At 67.8% G+C, this 16,855-nt stretch carries 12 protein-coding genes; 6 read left to right on the top strand and 6 right to left on the bottom strand.

Features of this window, described 5'->3' with window-relative positions:
* Window positions 1-58 precede the first annotated feature (58 nt).
* Entirely contained in the window at window positions 59-400 is a 342-nt protein-coding gene (locus tag M673_RS07325) for a CsbD family protein (protein WP_061974916.1), read from the top strand.
* Between the two features lie 70 nt (window positions 401-470).
* Here M673_RS07325 and M673_RS07320 read toward each other — a convergent pair whose 3' ends face one another.
* The 3 genes from M673_RS07320 to M673_RS07310 all read right to left on the bottom strand — a co-directional run bounded on the left by M673_RS07320 (window position 471) and on the right by M673_RS07310 (window position 4,534).
* Window positions 471-2,519: a HAMP domain-containing methyl-accepting chemotaxis protein gene (locus M673_RS07320; RefSeq protein ID WP_061974913.1), complete on the bottom strand. Its 2,049-nt coding sequence runs from the start codon at window positions 2,517-2,519 to the stop codon at window positions 471-473.
* 24 nt (window positions 2,520-2,543) lie between these two features.
* Window positions 2,544-3,500: a substrate-binding domain-containing protein gene (locus M673_RS07315; protein WP_082639220.1), complete on the bottom strand. Its 957-nt coding sequence runs from the start codon at window positions 3,498-3,500 to the stop codon at window positions 2,544-2,546.
* A 212-nt stretch (window positions 3,501-3,712) separates the two neighbouring features.
* Window positions 3,713-4,534 carry a bifunctional allantoicase/(S)-ureidoglycine aminohydrolase gene (locus M673_RS07310; protein ID WP_061974909.1) on the bottom strand — a complete coding sequence of 274 codons (822 nt, stop codon included), beginning with the start codon at window positions 4,532-4,534 and terminating at the stop codon, window positions 3,713-3,715.
* Window positions 4,535-4,729: 195 nt separating this feature from the next.
* Between M673_RS07310 and M673_RS07305 the strand changes: the two genes are divergently transcribed.
* Both M673_RS07305 and M673_RS07300 read left to right on the top strand, forming a co-directional pair.
* Window positions 4,730-7,048 (top strand): Tex family protein, encoded by a 2,319-nt coding sequence (locus M673_RS07305; protein ID WP_061974907.1) that lies wholly within the window; start codon window positions 4,730-4,732, stop codon window positions 7,046-7,048.
* 108 nt (window positions 7,049-7,156) lie between these two features.
* The gene (locus M673_RS07300) at window positions 7,157-8,194 is read left to right on the top strand and encodes a glycosyltransferase family 2 protein (RefSeq protein ID WP_061974905.1); all 1,038 of its coding nucleotides are present in this window, start codon (window positions 7,157-7,159) and stop codon (window positions 8,192-8,194) included.
* Between the two features lie 43 nt (window positions 8,195-8,237).
* On the opposite strand, the gene pyc is transcribed toward M673_RS07300, so the two are convergent.
* Both pyc and M673_RS07290 read right to left on the bottom strand, forming a co-directional pair.
* The gene (gene pyc, locus M673_RS07295) at window positions 8,238-11,699 is read right to left on the bottom strand and encodes a pyruvate carboxylase (RefSeq protein ID WP_061974903.1); all 3,462 of its coding nucleotides are present in this window, start codon (window positions 11,697-11,699) and stop codon (window positions 8,238-8,240) included.
* A gap of 149 nt (window positions 11,700-11,848) precedes the next feature.
* Complete coding sequence (locus tag M673_RS07290) at window positions 11,849-12,244, bottom strand: VOC family protein (protein ID WP_061974901.1); 396 nt, start codon at window positions 12,242-12,244, stop codon at window positions 11,849-11,851.
* 257 nt (window positions 12,245-12,501) lie between these two features.
* Between M673_RS07290 and M673_RS07285 the strand changes: the two genes are divergently transcribed.
* Window positions 12,502-13,734 (top strand): TIGR03862 family flavoprotein, encoded by a 1,233-nt coding sequence (locus tag M673_RS07285; protein WP_061977715.1) that lies wholly within the window; start codon window positions 12,502-12,504, stop codon window positions 13,732-13,734.
* 54 nt (window positions 13,735-13,788) lie between these two features.
* Here M673_RS07285 and M673_RS07280 read toward each other — a convergent pair whose 3' ends face one another.
* Complete coding sequence (locus M673_RS07280) at window positions 13,789-14,799, bottom strand: asparaginase (protein WP_061974899.1); 1,011 nt, start codon at window positions 14,797-14,799, stop codon at window positions 13,789-13,791.
* A 218-nt stretch (window positions 14,800-15,017) separates the two neighbouring features.
* On the opposite strand from M673_RS07280, the gene M673_RS07275 reads away from it, so the two are divergent.
* Together M673_RS07275 and M673_RS07270 are read left to right on the top strand one after the other, a co-directional pair.
* Window positions 15,018-15,770: a DUF3750 domain-containing protein gene (locus tag M673_RS07275; protein WP_061974897.1), complete on the top strand. Its 753-nt coding sequence runs from the start codon at window positions 15,018-15,020 to the stop codon at window positions 15,768-15,770.
* 87 nt (window positions 15,771-15,857) lie between these two features.
* A complete protein-coding gene (locus M673_RS07270) occupies window positions 15,858-16,811 on the top strand; it encodes a carbohydrate kinase family protein (protein ID WP_061974895.1) in 954 nt (317 codons plus the stop codon).
* The last annotated feature ends 44 nt before the right edge of the window (window positions 16,812-16,855 follow it).

Here is a 16,855-nt window from a genome sequence, read left to right as displayed (position 1 = left end):
CCCAATCGCTTTACCGGACAGGGCCAGCGAGCGCCCGTCAGCAAGGAGGCCTCAAGTCTTGGACAAGAACCGTATCGAAGGCGCCGCGAAGAACTGGGGCGGAAAGCTGCAGGGTTCGTTCGGGGACGCCGTGGGCTCCGACCGAAACGCGGCCGAGGGCCGGTTGCGCCAGGCCGAGGGCACCGCGCAGAACCTTTATGGCGAAGGCCGCGACGCCCTGCGCGAGGCCACGCACGAAGCGTCCAAATACGCCGCGAGCCTTTACGAGAACGCCGGCTCCTACGCTCAGGAGGGCCAGAAGGTCATGCGCCGCAAGGTCCATGACAATCCGCTGTCGGCCCTGCTCGTCGCCGGCCTTGTTGGCCTGTTTCTCGGGCTGACGCTGCGCGACCGCCACTAACGAATTTCCGATCCGATGCCAAAAGGCGCGCTCGTTCGAGCGCGCCTTTCTGTTTGCGGTCTACCCACTGTCAGGCGCTCAGGCGCTCGAAGTCGCTTTCGAGGTCGAGTTCGATGCCCTTGGCCGGCCGAACCGGGGCAGCCTTGGCCGCAGACTTAGCGGGCGCCGGCTTGAGGGCGGTGACGTTCTCTACCCCGGTGGCTGCGGCGGCAGGCGCGTTGGCCGCGCTCCGATGGCCATGGTCATGGCCGTCGAGCTTGAAGAAGCTCGCGCGCTCCTGCAGCCGCTGCGCTTCCGCCGAGAGCTGTTCGGCCGTCGCGGCCATCTCGTTGGACGCGCCGGCATTGCCCTGCGTGACCTGATCGAGCTGCGTGATCGCCTGGTTGATCTGCTCGACGCCGATCGACTGCTCGCGGCAGGCCGCCGAGATTTCCGAGACGAGCTCGGCCGTCTTGCGAATGTCCGGCACGAGGGTTCCCAGCATCTGCCCGGCCTCCTCCGACACTTGCAGCGTTTCGGTGGACAGCGTGCCGATCTCGGCCGCCGCCTTCTGCGAGCGCTCGGCAAGCTTTCTCACTTCGGAGGCGACCACCGCGAAGCCCTTGCCGTGCTGGCCGGCGCGCGCCGCCTCGATCGCCGCGTTCAAGGCCAGGAGATCGGTCTGCCGGGCGATTTCCTGCACCATCGCGATCTTCTCGGCGATCGTGCGCATGGCGTCGACCGAACGGGTGACGGCCATGCCGCTGCGTCCGGCCCGCTCCGCCGCCTGCACCGCGATCTTTTCGGTGGTTGTCGCGTTCTCGGCGGTGTGGCGGACATTGGCGGCCATCTGCTCGATCGCGGCCGAGGCCTGCTCGGAAGCCGCCGCCTGTTCGGTGGCGCCCGACGAGAGCTGCTCGGCGGCCTGCGCCGACTGGGCCGAGCCGGAAGAAACCTGCGCAGCCGAGTTCACCACGTCGCCCACGATCTCGCGGAGCCGCAGCGTCATCGCCGTGGTGGCGCGGTAGAGGTCCCCGAACTCGTCGCGGTCCCGCACGTTCTCGACCTCGGTCAAGTCGCCCGAGCCGATCGTCTCCGCCATGGCGAGGGAACGCTTCAGGCCGCGCGACAGGGACCAGGCCATCCAGAGCGCCGCCATCACGCCGACCAGGACGGCCAGAACGCCGAAGCCGATCAGGAGAAGACGGGTAGAGGCGAAGGCCTCGGCGTCGCGAGCCGACACCGCCTCGGCGCCCGCCTTCTCGGCCGCGGTGAAGCGGGTCAGCTCGTCCTGAAGCTGAGTCAGAACCGGGGCGATGTCGTTGCGCAGGATCTGGCCGGCATGGAAGGTCGAGTTCGCGACGCCGTGCGCCAGCAGGGCTTCGGTCTGGGGCTTGAACTCGGCCCAGAGCGTCTTGACGCGAACGAACGCGGGCGGATCGATCTTGGCGACGTCGAGCGCCTTGGCGAGGCGCGCCAGCTTCTGGTCGATCATCTGCGTGAAGGCGCGGGCGTTGTCCGCGAGCTTGGCCAGCTCCGCGTCGTCGGTTTCCGACAGGCTGCGGATCAGGATGCGGCGGAAGGTCGGCACGTCGGCGCGCAGCTGGCCGGCGGTGGTGATCGCCGCTTCCGGTCCGTTCAGGAGAACGATCTCGTCGCGCAGGCTTCCCATGGACAGATCGAGCCGGCCGCCGATCGGCTGGATCGCGGACCGGTCGAGCTCCGATGCGCGCGTCGCGTCGTTCTGCATGGCGAGGTCGGAGGCCTTGCGGGCCAGCGCATCGAAGCGTTCCAGATTAACCTTGAACGCGTCGATCTGCGCGGCCTGAACCGGCGACCCGCTGGCGCGGAAGGCTTCGATCTGACCGAGCGCCGACTTGTAAAGCGCGTCGTATCGCGCCCGGCCGTTGGCGATGTCGGCGTCGACATGGGAGAGGATCGTGTCGCCCGCCACCTGCTGGGCCTGGGCGACGGTTTCGCGCAGTTCGGAGAGCTTGGCGCTCCGGTCGAAAGGGCCGGCCACGAAGGCGTTCATGCGCTCGTTGCCCTCCGACAGCTTTTGGATACCAAGCGTGCCGGAGACGGCCGCCAGAACGAGCACGGCGCCGAAGGATATGAAAAGACGGGTGCGGATACGCATGGGGATCGTTCCTGAAAAAGGCGGCTAGCGGGCGGCGCGCGAGGCGAGAAGGGCGGGAACGTCGTCCGGTCGCACCAGAACGAAGGGAATCCAATTCAGCGGCTCGACGGCTTCGCCGGCCATCATCTTGCGCGCGATCTGAACGCTGAGAGCGCCTTGGGCCGGGCCGTCCTGAAGGATGGTCGCGGAGAGATCGCCGTCCTTCATGGCCGCCAGACCGCTGTCCGTCGCGTCGATGCCGGTGATCACGGCCTTGACGCCGGTCGGCTTCAGCGCGTCGATGGCGCCGAGCGCCATGTCGTCATTGTTGGCGATCACGCCGCCGGGATGCAGTCCGCCATCGAGGAAGGACTTGACCAACGCCTGCGCTTCCGCCCGGTCCCAGTTGGCGCCCTGCTCTTCCAGAAGTTCGATGCCGCGGCATTCCGGCTTGGCCAGGACCTCGTGAACGTAGCGCGTCCGCGCCCTGGCGGCGGGATGGGTCAGCTCGCCCAGGAGCACGACCACGGAGCCCTTGCCGTTCATGAGCCGGCAGGTTTCCTCGGCCTGCAAGGTTCCCGCCACGCGCTCCTCGGAACCGACATAGGCCACGCCGTCGCCCAGAAGCGCATGGTCCGGCTCGTGGTTGACGAAGACGATCGGGATCTTGGCGCTGCGGGCCATCGCCGTCGTTTCGGCTTCCACCCTGGCGCTGATGCCGAGCACGATCAAGGCGGAGACGCCATCGGCGATCTGCTGTTTCACATTAGCGATCTGCAGCGTCTCGTCGTTTTGGGCGTCGGTCTTGGAGATCTGCAGCCCGGCGGCCTTGGCGGCGTCCTCGATCCCCTTGCCGATGGTGATGCGGAACGTGTCCGTGGTGACCGGCATCGCAAGGCCGATCGTCTGCGCCAGGACCGGCGAAACGAAGGCCGCCTGAAGCAGAAACGCTGCCAAGAGGCGTGGCACGGGCCGCGTTCGGGCGAGAGAAAGCAACCGCATGGCGAAGTATCCCTTGTGCTTGCATCGGACAGACGAAAACTGTCTGTTTCGATACAAACACTAGCCGCCTTAGCATTCTCCTCCCTCGTTCCCGCACTTTACGGTTAAAACGAGAGTATCCCTTCCAGAGTATAAAGGTGCAGGCTTCGAGCCCCGCCAGACATCCGATAGGACGACAGCGGAGCCTGGCGGACGCCCGCTTGCTCGCGCGCCTACCAGAGCGCGGCGTGGCGGTTGACGTCCTTGTAAAGGAGGTAGCGGAAGGGGCCGGGGCCGCCGGCGTAGCAGGCCTGCGGGCAGAAGGCGCGCAGCCACATGAAGTCGCCCGCTTCGACTTCCACCCAGTCGGCGTTCAGCCGGTAGACCGCCTTGCCCTCCAGCACATAGAGCCCGTGCTCCATGACATGGGTTTCCATGAAGGGGATCGTGCCGCCCGGCTGGAAGGTGACGATGGTGACATGCATGTCGTGGCGCAGATCCGCCGGGTCGACGAAGCGCGTCGTCGCCCATGCGCCGTCGGTCTTGGGCATCGGCGTTGGGGTGATCAGCTTCTCGTTGGTGAAGATCGGCTCCGGCGCCTCCAGGCCCTCCGCCGCTTCGTAGCGCTTGCGGATCCAGTGGAAGGTCGCGGCCGTCTGGCCCTCGTTCTTCACGGTCCAGGCGCGGCCCGCCGGCAGATAGGCGAAGCCCCCCTCCTCCAGCCGATGCGCCTCGCCGTCGAGCTCGACAGTGATCTCACCGGAGACAACGAAGAGCGCGCCCTGCGCTTCCGCGTCGGGCTCGGGCCGCGTGCTGCCGCCGCCCGGCTGCACTTCCATGATGTATTGCGAGAAGGTCTCGGAGAAGCCGGTCATCGGCCGGGCGATGATCCAGAGCCGCGTCTTCTCCCAATGCGGCAGGAAGCTCGTGACGATGTCGCTGTAGACGCCGCGCGGGATCACGGCATAGGCCGTGGTGGACACGGCCTTGCCCGATAGGAGCTGGTCCTGCCCAGGCAGGCCGCCGGGCGGGGAGAAATAGGTGCGCTGGGTCATGGCCGATCTGCCGCCTTGGTTTCGATGACGCCCGCCGGGGCGGTCTGAGCCGAGCCGCCCCGTTCGGGTTTCGCAACCCTTATAGCGCGCCGGGTTCGATTCGCCCGCTGGCTGGCCGAGAAGGGGGCGACCTCTTTCTTGCCGCTTGCACCTGCTTAAGGCTATGCCTCGCGCCGCTAGAGGAGACGCATTGCCATGGCCAGTCCGCGCCCGCCGATCGACCACATCATCGCCAGCGAGATCGGCGCGCGGCCCGAGCAGGTCGCGGCCGCCGTCGCGTTGCTGGACGGCGGCGCCACGGTGCCCTTCGTCGCACGCTACCGCAAGGAAGCGACAGGGGGCCTGGACGACACGCAGCTGCGCACGCTGGAAACGCGGCTCGCCTATCTCAGGGAGCTGGAATCGCGGCGCGACACGGTGCTGCGCTCGATCCGCGACCAGGGCAAGCTGACGCGCGAACTGGAGGGCGCGATCTCCGCCGCGACGACCCGCGCGACGCTGGAGGATCTCTACCTCCCCTTCCGCCCCAAGCGCCGCACGCGGGCCGACGCCGCGCGCGAGAAGGGTCTGGCGCCGCTGGCCGAGCGCATCCTGGCCGATCGTTCGCTCGACCCGGCAAAGCTCGCCACGGCCTTCCTCTCCGACCAGGTGCCGGATGCTAAGGCGGCGCTGGAGGGCGCGCGCGACATCGTGGCGGAGACGATGAGCGAAACGCCCGTGCTGGTCGGCGCGATCCGCCGCCATCTCGTGGACAAGGCGCGCATCCGCGCCCGCGTCGCCAAGGGCAAGGAAGAGGCCGGCGCCAAGTTCTCCGACTATTTCGACCATGAGGAGAAATGGGCGAGCGCGCCGAGCCACCGCGTTCTGGCGCTGCTGCGCGCCGCCAAGGAAGGCGTCGTCTCGCTCGACATCGAGGTGGACGCGGACGATCCCTCTCCGGTGAAGCCGGTGGAGGCGATGATCGCGCGCGAGTTCCGCGTCAAAACCTCCGGCGGCACGCCCGGCGACGATTGGCTCATGGGTGTCGCCCGCTGGGCGTGGCGGCAGAAGATCCACGGCTCTCTCTCGACCGAGATGATGGCGACCATGAAGGAAGGCGCCGACGCCGAGGCAATCCGTGTCTTCTCACGCAATCTGAAGGACATTCTCCTGGCCGCGCCGGCGGGGCCGAAGGCGACGATGGGCCTCGACCCCGGCATTCGCACCGGCGTCAAGGTCGCCGTGGTGGACCCGACCGGCCGACTGGTGGAGACCGCCACCGTCTATCCCTTCCAGCCGCGCAACGACGTGCAGGGCGCCATGGCGGTGCTGGCCGGCCTGATCGGCAAGCACAAGGTCGAGCTCGTCGCCATCGGCAACGGCACAGCGAGCCGCGAGACCGAGAAGTTGGCCGCCGACGTGATCGCCGCCCTGCCCGGCGCCAAGCCGACCAAGGTCGTGGTGTCGGAGGCCGGCGCGTCGGTCTATTCCGCCTCCGAGATCGCCTCGCGCGAATTGCCGGGCGTCGACGTGTCGCTGCGCGGCGCGGCCTCCATCGCGCGCCGGCTGCAGGACCCGCTGGCCGAGATCGTGAAGGTGGACCCCAAGGCCATCGGCGTCGGCCAGTATCAGCACGATGTCGATCAACCCGCCCTGTCCCGCGCGCTGGAAACAGTGGTGGAGGATGCGGTGAACGCGGTCGGCGTGGACGTGAATACGGCCTCGCCCGCGCTGCTGTCGCATGTCTCGGGCATCGGCCCGACGTTGGCCGAGGCCATCGTCGCCCATCGCGACAAGGAGGGTCCCTTCAAGACCCGCCGCGCCCTCCTCAAGGTGCCGCGCCTCGGTCCGAAGGCCTTCGAGCAATGCGCCGGCTTTCTGCGCATCCAGGGCGGCACGGAGCCGCTGGACGCCTCGGCCGTTCACCCCGAAGCCTATCCCGTGGCGCGTAAGATCGTGGAAGCCTGCGGGCGGGACTTGCGCTCGCTGATGGGCGATGGCGCGACCTTGAAGGGGCTCGATCCCCAGCGCTTCGTAGGAGACGGGTTCGGCCTGCCGACCGTGCGCGACATCCTGGCCGAGCTGGAAAAGCCCGGCCGCGATCCCCGCCCCGCCTTCCGCACGGCGACCTTCACGGACGGCGTCAATGAAATCGCCGATCTCCGGCCCGGCATGATGCTGGAGGGCACGGTGACGAATGTCGCGGCGTTCGGCGCCTTCGTGGATATCGGCGTGCATCAGGACGGTCTCGTCCATGTCTCGCAGATCGCCGACCGTTTCGTGAAGGACCCGGCCGACGTGGTGAAGGCGGGTCAGGTGGTGCGGGTGCGGGTGCTGGAGGTCGATGCCAAGCGCAAGCGCATTTCGCTGTCCATGAAGACGCAGGTCGAGGCCGGCGCGCCGCCCCCGCGCCGCGAGGCCGAAGCGGGGACCAAGCCCGGCCAGCGGCCGGAGCGGCGCGAGGCGAAATCCGCCCCAGCCCCGCAAGGCGGCGCGCTCGGCGCGGCGCTGGCGGAAGCCTTCAGGCGCCGCTGACGCCATTCCCTGCCTTCCGTCTGGAGCCGGTTCTCCAGAGACCAACCCATTGTCAGATGGCGAATCGGAGCCGCTTCGCCTGCAAATGCTCTCAAGCGAGGTCGCCGCGTGGCGAACGCCTATCCCAATCCCGACCCCGCGCTCTGGCCGCGCTTCGGCGCTCTTTCGCCCTGGCATCGCCTGTCGCTGCTTCTGCGCGACCGGCGCTATCGCCGCCGCGCCGCTTCGGGCGACGGGATTGAATTGACCGAGGCCAAGCCCATGGCCGCCCCGCCCGGCCCCGGCGACATGGTGCTGCTCGCGACGGTGAAGGACGGCATGGCGACCCTTCCCTCCTTTCTCGCGCATTACCGCGCTCTGGGGCTGCGTCATTTCGCAATCGTGGACGATGGCTCGGCGGACGGCAGCCGCGCCTTTCTGGACGCTCAGGCCGATGTCGCCGTCTTCACCTCCAATGTCGGCTTTCGCCAGGCCGAGGGCGGGCTTCTCTGGCGCGATCGGCTGGTGGAGCGTTTTGGCCGGGGCCGCTGGTACGTCTCGATCGACAGCGACGAATATCTCGTCTTTCCCGGCTGCGAGACGCGCAAGCTTTCCGCCTTCGTGGCCGATCTGGAGCGGGCGGGGCTGAAGCGCGCTCTGGCGCCCATGCTCGATCTCTATCCCGAGGGGCCGATCGGCGCGCTGGAGGCGCCCGAGAACCCTGCCGCCGCGCCGACCGACATCTGCCCGCTCTTCGACGGGTCGCATTACAGCGTGAACGACGAGAAGTTCTGCACCTCGATCCGGGGCGGACCGCGCAACCGGCTGTTCGGCATCACGATGCGGATGACCAAGTTCCCGCTGGTCTTCGCCGATGACGCGCTTGCCTTCGCCGGCGGGAGCCATCACGGCCCGCTGCCGATCACCCGCAATTTCGTCCCGCCCGACGCGGTGCTGCTGCACCACAAGTTCGCGCCGGGAGCGGTGGAAACCTTCCGCACGATCGCGGAACGCGGCACGCATTTCAACGGATCGCAGTTCTACAAGACGATCCTGGACAGCGGCGATTTCGGGCCCCAGACGGATTTTCGCTACGAGGGCTCGGTGCGCTTCAGCGGCTCGGAAGACCTCGTCCGGCGCGGCTTCATGCGCGATATCCGAAACTGATAGGGCGGCCCGAAGGCCGCCCACTCAATCTTTAAGTTGGCCGTCAGGCCGCGAAGACGACCAGCAGGTCCTTGGCGTCGATCTGGTCGCCCGAGCGCACATGCACGAGCGAGACCGTGCCGTCGCGCTCGGCATGGAGCGCCGTTTCCATCTTCATCGCCTCGATGGACAGGAGAATGTCCCCGGCCTTCACCACCTGGCCCGCCTGCACGGCGAGCGTCGAGACGACGCCGGGCATGGGCGCCGCGACATGGGCGGGATTGCCGGCCTCGGCTTTGGGGCGCGAGGCTCCAGCGCCGCCGGCCTTGGAGCGATCGGGCACCTTCACCCGGCGCGGCTGGCCGTTCAGCTCGAAGAAGACTGTGCGCCGGCCCTTCTCGTCCGTGTCGGCGGTGCCGAGACACCGGATCACCAGCGTCTTGCCGGGTTCGAGATCGACCAGGATCTCCTCTTCCGTGCCGATGCCGTAGAAATAGTTCGGCGTCGGCAGGGTCGAGACCGGCCCGTAGGTGTCGGCGGCAACAGCGAAGTCGGTGAAGACCTTGGGATACATGAGATAGGAGGCGAACTCTTGGGTCGTCACCTTGCGGCCGAGCTTCTCCTCGATCTTGGCGCGCTCGGCGGCGAGATCGGCCTCAGGGATCAGCGAGCCGGGGCGCACGTCGATCGGCGCCTCGCCCTTCAGCGCCTTGCGCTGAAGCCCTTCCGGCCAGCCGCCGGGGGGCTGGCCGAGATCGCCATGCAGCATGGCGACGACGGAATCGGGGAAGGCGATGTCGCGCGCGGGGTTCTCGACATCGGCGACCGTCAGGTCCTGCGCCACCATCATCAGCGCCATGTCGCCCACGACCTTGGAAGAGGGCGTGACCTTCACGATGTCGCCGAACATGGCGTTGGCGTCGGCATAGGCCTGCGCCACCTCGTGCCAGCGGGTCTCAAGGCCGAGCGAGCGCGCCTGTTCTTTCAGGTTGGTGAACTGACCGCCCGGCATTTCGTGGAGATAGACTTCCGAGGCCGGCCCCTTCAGGTCGCTCTCGAAAGCGGCATACTGGTTGCGCACGGCTTCCCAGTAGAAGCTGATGCGGCGGATGGCTTCCTGGTCGAGGCCGGGGTCGCGCTCCGAGCCGCGCAGCGCCTCGTTCAGCGAGCCGAGGCAGGCCTGCGAGGTGTTGCCGGACAAAGCGTCCATCGCCGCGTCGACCGCGTCGACGCCCGCTTCCACGGCGGCGAGGATCGTGGCGGCCGCAATGCCGGACGTGTCATGCGTGTGGAAGTGGATGGGAATCCCCACCTCTTCCTTCAGCGCCTTGACCAGAACCCGCGCGGCCTGCGGCTTCAGGAGGCCCGCCATGTCCTTGAGGCCGAGGATATGGGCTCCGGCGCGCTCCATCTCCTTGGCGAGCGAGACGTAGTATTTGAGATCGTATTTCGAGCGCGCGGGGTCGAACAGGTCGCCCGTGTAGCAGATCGCGCCCTCGCAGAGCTTGCCGGACTCCAGCACCGCGTCGATCGAGACGCGCATGTTCTCGACCCAGTTCAGGCAGTCGAACACCCGGAACAAATCGACGCCGCCGCTCGCGGCCTCCTGCACGAACTGCTTCACGACATTGTCGGGATAATTGGTGTAGCCGACGCCGTTCGAGCCGCGCAGCAGCATCTGGAGAAGGATGTTGGGCGCCTTTTCGCGGATGGCGACCAAGCGCTCCCAAGGGTCTTCGGTCAGGAAGCGCATGGCGACGTCGAAGGTCGCCCCGCCCCAGCACTCAAGACTTAGAAGCTGCGGCAACGCCCTCGCATAGGCCTCAGTGATGCCGACGATGTCATGCGTGCGCACGCGCGTGGCAAGCAGCGACTGGTGCCCGTCGCGCATCGTCGTGTCGGTGACGAGAACCTGACGCTGGGCCAGCATCCAGTCGGCGAAGCCCTTGGCGCCCAGCTCTTCCAGCTTCTGGCGCGTGCCGGGCCGGATGTCGCCTCGGAAGGTCGGGGCGACGGGCAGGCGCGCGTCGGCTGCCGGGCGCGGGCGGCTCTTGGTCTCGGGATGGCCGTTGACGGTCACATCGGCGAGATAGGTCAGGAGCTTGGTGGCGCGGTCACGCCGCTTCACCTGCGCGAAGAGCTCCGGCGTCGTATCGATGAAACGCGTCGTGTAAGAGTTATCGGCGAAGGCCGGGTGCGTGATGATCGCTTCGAGGAAGGTGAGGTTGGTCGCCACGCCCCGGATGCGGAACTCGCGAAGCGCGCGGTGCATGCGCGCGATCGCCTCCTGCGGCGTCGGCGCCCAGGCCGTCACCTTTTCCAGAAGCGGGTCGTAGAAGCGGGTGATGATGGCACCGGAATAGGCCGTGCCGCCGTCGAGCCGGATGCCGAAGCCCGTCGCGCCGCGATAGGCGGTGATGCGACCGTAATCGGGAATGAAGTTGTGCTCGGGGTCCTCGGTCGTGATGCGGCACTGGAGGGCGTGGCCGTTGAGGCGAATGTCCTCCTGGCGCGGCACGCCCGATTCCGGCGTGCCGATCGCGGCACCGTCGAGGATGTGGATCTGCGCCTTCACGATGTCGATGCCGGTGACGACCTCGGTCACCGTGTGCTCGACTTGGATGCGCGGATTGACTTCGATGAAGTAGAAGGCGCCGGTGTCGGCGTCCATCAGGAACTCCACCGTGCCGGCGCCGACATAGTCGGTCGCGGAGCAGATGGTGCGGGCATAGGCGGCGAGCTCGCGCCGCCGAGCGTCGTCGAGATAGGGCGCGGGCGCGCGCTCCACGACCTTCTGGTTGCGGCGCTGGATCGAGCAGTCGCGCTCGAACAGGTCGACCACGTTGCCATGCGTGTCGCCGAGGATCTGCACCTCGACATGCCGGGCGCGCTCCACAAGCTTTTCGAGATAGACCTCGTCCTTGCCGAAGGCGGCCTTGGCCTCGCGCTTGGCCTCCAGCACCTCGCGCGCCAGATCCTTGGCCTCGCGAATGGCGCGCATGCCGCGCCCGCCGCCGCCCCAGGACGCCTTGAGCATCACGGGATAGCCGATCTCCTCGGCAAGGCGCGCCACCTCCGCCATGTCGTCGGGCAAGGGGTCAGTGGCCGGCACGACGGGCACGCCGACTTCGATGGCGAGATTGCGCGCGGCGACCTTGTTGCCGAGCCGGCGCATGGTCTCCGGGCTCGGGCCGATGAAGGTGATGCCGTTCTCGCGGCAGGCGTCGGCGAATTCGGGGCTTTCCGACAGGAGGCCGTAGCCTGGATGGATCGCGTCGGCGCCAGACAGCTTGGCGACGCGGATCACCTCCTCGATCGACAGATAGCTCTCGATCGGCCCGAGATCACGCGGCAGATGCGGCCCTCGGCCGACCTGATAGCTCTCGTCGGCCTTGAAGCGGTGAAGAGCGTATTTGTCCTCCTCCGCCCAGATCGCAACGGTCTTCAAGCCCAGCTCGTTCGCCGCCCGGAACACCCGGATCGCGATCTCCGACCGGTTCGCCACGAGAATCTTCGCTATCGCCAACTGTCCACTCCCCAACGCGACGCAATGGATGGGGAGCTAACGCCAAGTGCCATCGGGTTGCAATGCAACAGAGAGGCCTCAGCGCCCTCCAGCGGCAAATTCTCGCCTCCGATCGGCTCGATCGGGCACTCGCCCGGCTCCCGGCTTCGCTAGCGAAACCGCCAGCTGCGCTCCAGAACCTCGATCTTGTAGCCGTCGGGGTCCTCGATGAAGAAGAAGCGCGCGGTGTGTCCGTCCGGCGTCGCGAGGGCTTTGATGTCCTTGGGCGCGAGGCCGATTTCGGCGAGCCGCGCATGCTCGCCCTCCAGCACCTCGACCGACACGGCGAGATGTCCGTAGCCGTTGCCGAGATCGTAGGGGGCCGACTGGTCCTTGTTGATGGTCAGTTCCAGCTCGAAATCGCTCTCGCCGTTCTTGAGATAGATCAGCGTGAAAGCGTCGAAGTCGATTCGCTCCGCGATCTCGAGACCGAAGGCAGCCTTATAGAACGCCACGGAGCGCGATTCATCGCGCACGCGGATCATGGAATGGATGAGCTTGGCCACGTTCGTGCGATCCTGACTGAGACTACGGCTCGGGCTCTGCGAGCCGCGCCTTGACAATGGCGAAGAGAGTAAGGCGCGGTGGCGCCGCCGCCAGTGTCCAGCCCGGAACGAACTCGCCGGGCCGGTTGGCCGACTCGTCTGCGCTCATATCGACGCGAATGAGCATCTTCTCCCATTCATAGGCGGTCTGCGAAACTCGGCCGAAGTGGTCGGCCTCCCCTCTTGTTCGACGGCGCGGAAGCGTTCACATGCCCCTCATGACGAAAACGGACCTTTCGATCGAGATCGCCATTGTCGGCGGCGGCCCAGCCGGCTTGGCGGCGGCCGAGATTCTTGCTGCGCGCGGGCGGCGCGTCGCGGTCTTCGATGCCATGCCGACCTTCGGTCGCAAGTTTCTCCTGGCCGGCAAGTCCGGGCTGAACCTCACCCATTCCGAACCCTATGAGCGCTTCGCGACGCGCTTCGGCGCGGCGAGCGAACATCTGGCGCCGCCGCTGGCCGCGTTCGCGCCCGAGGCGGTGCGCGAATGGGCCGAGGCGCTGGGCTCGCCGACCTTCGTCGGTTCCTCGGGGCGGGTGTTCCCCACCGCGATGAAGGCCTCCCCCCTCCTGCGCGCCTGGCTTCGGCGCCTCGGCGAGGCCGGCGTCACCTTCCATCCCCGGCATCGCTGGCTCGGTTTCAATGGAGCGAACCTACGCTTCGCGACGCCGGAGGGAGAGCTGACCGTCGCGCCGAAGGCGACGCTTCTGGCGCTTGGCGGGGCGAGCTGGCCCAAGCTTGGTTCGGACGGCGCCTGGGTGCCGCTCCTCCGGGAGATCGGCGCCGAAATCGCCCCCTTGCGCCCCGCCAATTGTGGCTTCGACGTAGATTGGAGCGAAAGCCTCGTGGAGCGTTTCGCCGGCGCGCCGGTCAAGGCGGTGGTCGCGCGGTCAGTCGCCAGTAGCCTTCAGGGCGAATTCGTCCTGACCCGCACCGGCGTCGAAGGCAGCCTGATCTACGCCCATGCCAGCGCCTTGCGGGATGCGATCGAGCGCGACGGCTCGGCCCTTCTCCATCTCGACCTCGCCCCCGGACGCGCGCAGGAGCACTTGCTCGCCGCCCTCGCGCGCCAGCCGGCCAAGGCGAGCCTCTCCACCCGCCTGCGCAAGGCGGCGGGTCTCGATCCGGTGAAATCGGCTTTGCTCCGCGAGGTCGCGAGCGAGGAGGACCGGCGCGACCCGGCGCGACTCGCCGCTGCCATCAAGGCCCTCCCGCTGCGCTTGAAGGCGCCCCGTCCCATCGCGGAGGCGATCTCGACGGCCGGCGGGCTGGCCCTGTCGGAGTTCGACGCGCATTTCATGCTGACCCGCCGCCCCGGCCTGTTCGCGGCAGGCGAGATGCTGGACTGGGAAGCGCCGACCGGCGGCTATCTCCTCACCGCCTGCCTTGCCACCGGGCGGGCCGCCGCTCTCGGTATCGACCGCTGGCTCGGTGGCGCGGACGAGGCTTGAGAGCACCGCGCGGCCCCATGGGGAGCCAACCGCGTTAGCCTTCTCCCGCCGCCGTCAGACCACAGCCGAAAGACCGACGACGCGAACCTCGCCGACCTCGATCCCCTCCCAGTTGCGCAGCGCCGTGCGTGACTGTTCGCCGTAGACCTCGGACAAAGTCGGATCGCTGTCCGAGAACAGCTGCGCCAGACAGGCCGCGACGGTGGCTTCCGCCGCCCGCGTCGTGCCATCCTCCGCCTTCAAGGCCAATCCGACGCCAAGCTCGGGGACCGCGCCGCAGAACACGCCCTCCGCGCCCGTCTTGGCGAAGACCCGGCCGGGCGCGGCCTCCATGAGGCGAGCGCAGGCGCGTTTCGTGCCCGACATCATCCAGGGCTCGGCCATGCAGGCCGCCATCAGACGGCGCCCAGCCTCGGCCCGTGCCAGATCCAGGCCGTTGCCGCTCACAAGGCGCGCGAAGCCGGCGGCGAAGGAACGCAGCGGGGCGGCGAAGGTCGGGATGGAACAGCCGTCGATGCCCATCGGCAGGTCGCCCGCCGGCTGGCCCGTGAGATCGCCCATGACCTCGCGCACGCGCCGCTGCACGGGATGCTCCGCCCCGACATAGGCCTTGGGATCTTCGCCGAGATGAGCGGCCGTGCAGAGAAAGCCGGCATGTTTGCCCGAGCAGTTGTTGTGAAGCTGCGTCGGCGCGGCCCCGCCGCGCGCCATCTCGCGCGAGACGGCGGGGTCGAAGGGCCAATGGCAGCCGCATTCGAGATCGCTCTCGCCGAGACCGGCGCGGGACAGGATATCCGATGCCAGAGCCACATGCCCCGCCTCGCCCGAATGCGAGGCGCAGCAGAGGGACAGCTCGCGGTCACCCAGGCCGAACCGATCGGCCGCGCCGCTTTCGATCAATGGGATGGCCTGGAAAACCTTCACCGCCGATCGCGGAAAGACGAAGCGGTCGACATCGCCCGCCGCGATCACGTCCCGCCCTTCGGCGTCGACCACAGACAAGATGACGCGATGGCGGCTCTCGACCAGACCGCCCCTCGTCACTTCAACCGCGAGTTCCTGCATCCCAGCCCTCTTCCCATGTTCGCGCTGTCCTCGGAAAAGAAAGGCACTGGCGGCTTATCGATTGTGCGGCAGGGCGGACCCATATGCGAATGGCGCCCCTCGGATCGACTGGTTCGAAGGGTGCCGACTTTGCCCCATGCCGGGGGCGCCATACACCCCCTGTCGTCCCGGTCCGCCCTTACCATGCCGAACCCCTGCCCTGCCACCGAAGCCGAGCCATGCCCGTCCTGCGATTCCTCCTGATCGGCTTCGCGCTGGTCTATCTCCTTCCCACCGCGCTCGCCGCCATCCTCTGGTGGAGCGGCAATCATCCCGCCTCCTATCGCGACGCGGACTGGACGTCGGCCGCGCTGTTGCCGAAACCCGACGCCAGCCCAGAGGCGGCGATCTATGTGCTCGCGGCCCGCACCGGTGGGCTTAAAGGCGCGCTCTCCGAACACTCCTGGATCGTGACCAAGGCACGGGACGCCCGGCGTTACGAGCGCTACGACAAGGTTGGCTGGGGCGCGCCTATTCGCCGAAACGCCTATGCCGCCGATGGCCGCTGGTACTCCAACGAGCCTCGCCTCGTCGCGACACTGAAGGGCGAGGCAGCGGAGCGCGCCCTTCCGGACATCGAAAAGGCCATCGCGAGCTACCCCTTCGCGGCGCAGGGCGGCTATCGCCTCTTCCCCGGGCCGAACTCCAACAGTTTCATTGCCTATGTCCTGCGCGAAGTGCCGGCGCTCGGCGCCGTGCTGCCGCCGGCTGCGGTCGGGCGGGACTATCCGACCGACGGACATCTTCTGCGCCTCGACACGGAGGCTGGCGAATTCCAGGCGTCCCTATTCGGCTATGCCGGCGTAGCGGTCGGCCTTCGGAGCGGGTTCGAACTCAATCTCCTGGGGCTGGTCGCGGGCGTCGATCCGTTCCGCTGGCAGATCAAGATCCCCGCCTTCGGCGCCTATTCCTTCTCTTCGGGCCGTGTTTGAGCATCAAGCACCGGCTCTGCGCATTTGCACGCTGGCGCAATTTTGCTAGCGAGCGTGGGTACATGATGCTCACTCTGGGGGAAGCGGATGTTTCTGAGCTGCGGCGATGCCTTGTTCGACCTATTTGCCGGCGGCGAGGAAGCGGATGTCGCCTCCATCGCCCTGTCCGGCCGCATCGGCGGCTCGCCGCTGAACGTGGCTTTGGGCCTGGCACGGCTCGGCCATTCCACCGCCTATTTCACCAAGGTCTCGGGTGATCTGTTCGGCCGGCGTATCCGCGCCTTCATGGAGTGCGAGGGGATCGATCAGCAGTTTCTGATCAACACGGACCGCAACACGACGCTCGCCATGGTGTCGCTGTCGAGCGCCGGCACGCCGCGCTACGACTTCTATATCGAGGGGACGGCTGACCGCTCCATCGAGCCGAACGAAGTGCCCTCCGCCTTTCCCGACGCCGTCGAGGCCATCCACTTCGCCTCCTATTCGACGGTGACGGAGCCGACGGCCAGCGCACTGTCGCGCCTCGCCGCGCAGGAGCATTCCCGGCGCTTCATTTCCTACGATCCCAACATTCGCGCCAGCATCGAGCCCGATCTCGACATCTGGCGCTCGCGCATCGGCGCGACCGTTCCGCTCGCCTCGCTGGTCAAGGCCAGCGAAGAGGATCTCGAACAGGTTTATCCCGGCCGCACGGTGGAGTCGGTGCTGGCCGATTGGATTTCGGCGGGTGCCGCGCTCGCCGTCGTCACGCTCGGCGAGCACGGCGCGATCGCGGCGACGCGCTCCGGCGTCAGCGTCCGCGTGCCGGGCCGCTCCATCACCGTGGCAGACACGGTGGGCGCTGGTGATACGTTCCAGGCGGCCCTGCTGGCCGGGCTGAAAGAGGCCGGGCATTTGAGCGCGGAAGCCGCCGGGTCGCTGAACGAGGAAGCGCTGGGCGATCTTCTCGGCTTCGCTGTGCGCGCCGCCGCGATCACCTGCTCGCGCTGCGGCGCCGATCTGCCCCGGCGCGCCGATCTCGACCTGCCTCCCCTCGCCTGACAGGCCCCTCTCCCGCATTCGCAAAAAGGCCGCGTGGTTTGCCC

Source organism: Aureimonas sp. AU20, from assembly GCF_001442755.1.
Taxonomy (GTDB): Bacteria; Pseudomonadota; Alphaproteobacteria; order Rhizobiales; family Rhizobiaceae; genus Aureimonas.
Note: the sequence above shows the minus strand (reverse complement) of the source record. Positions and strands in the feature narration are given on the sequence as shown.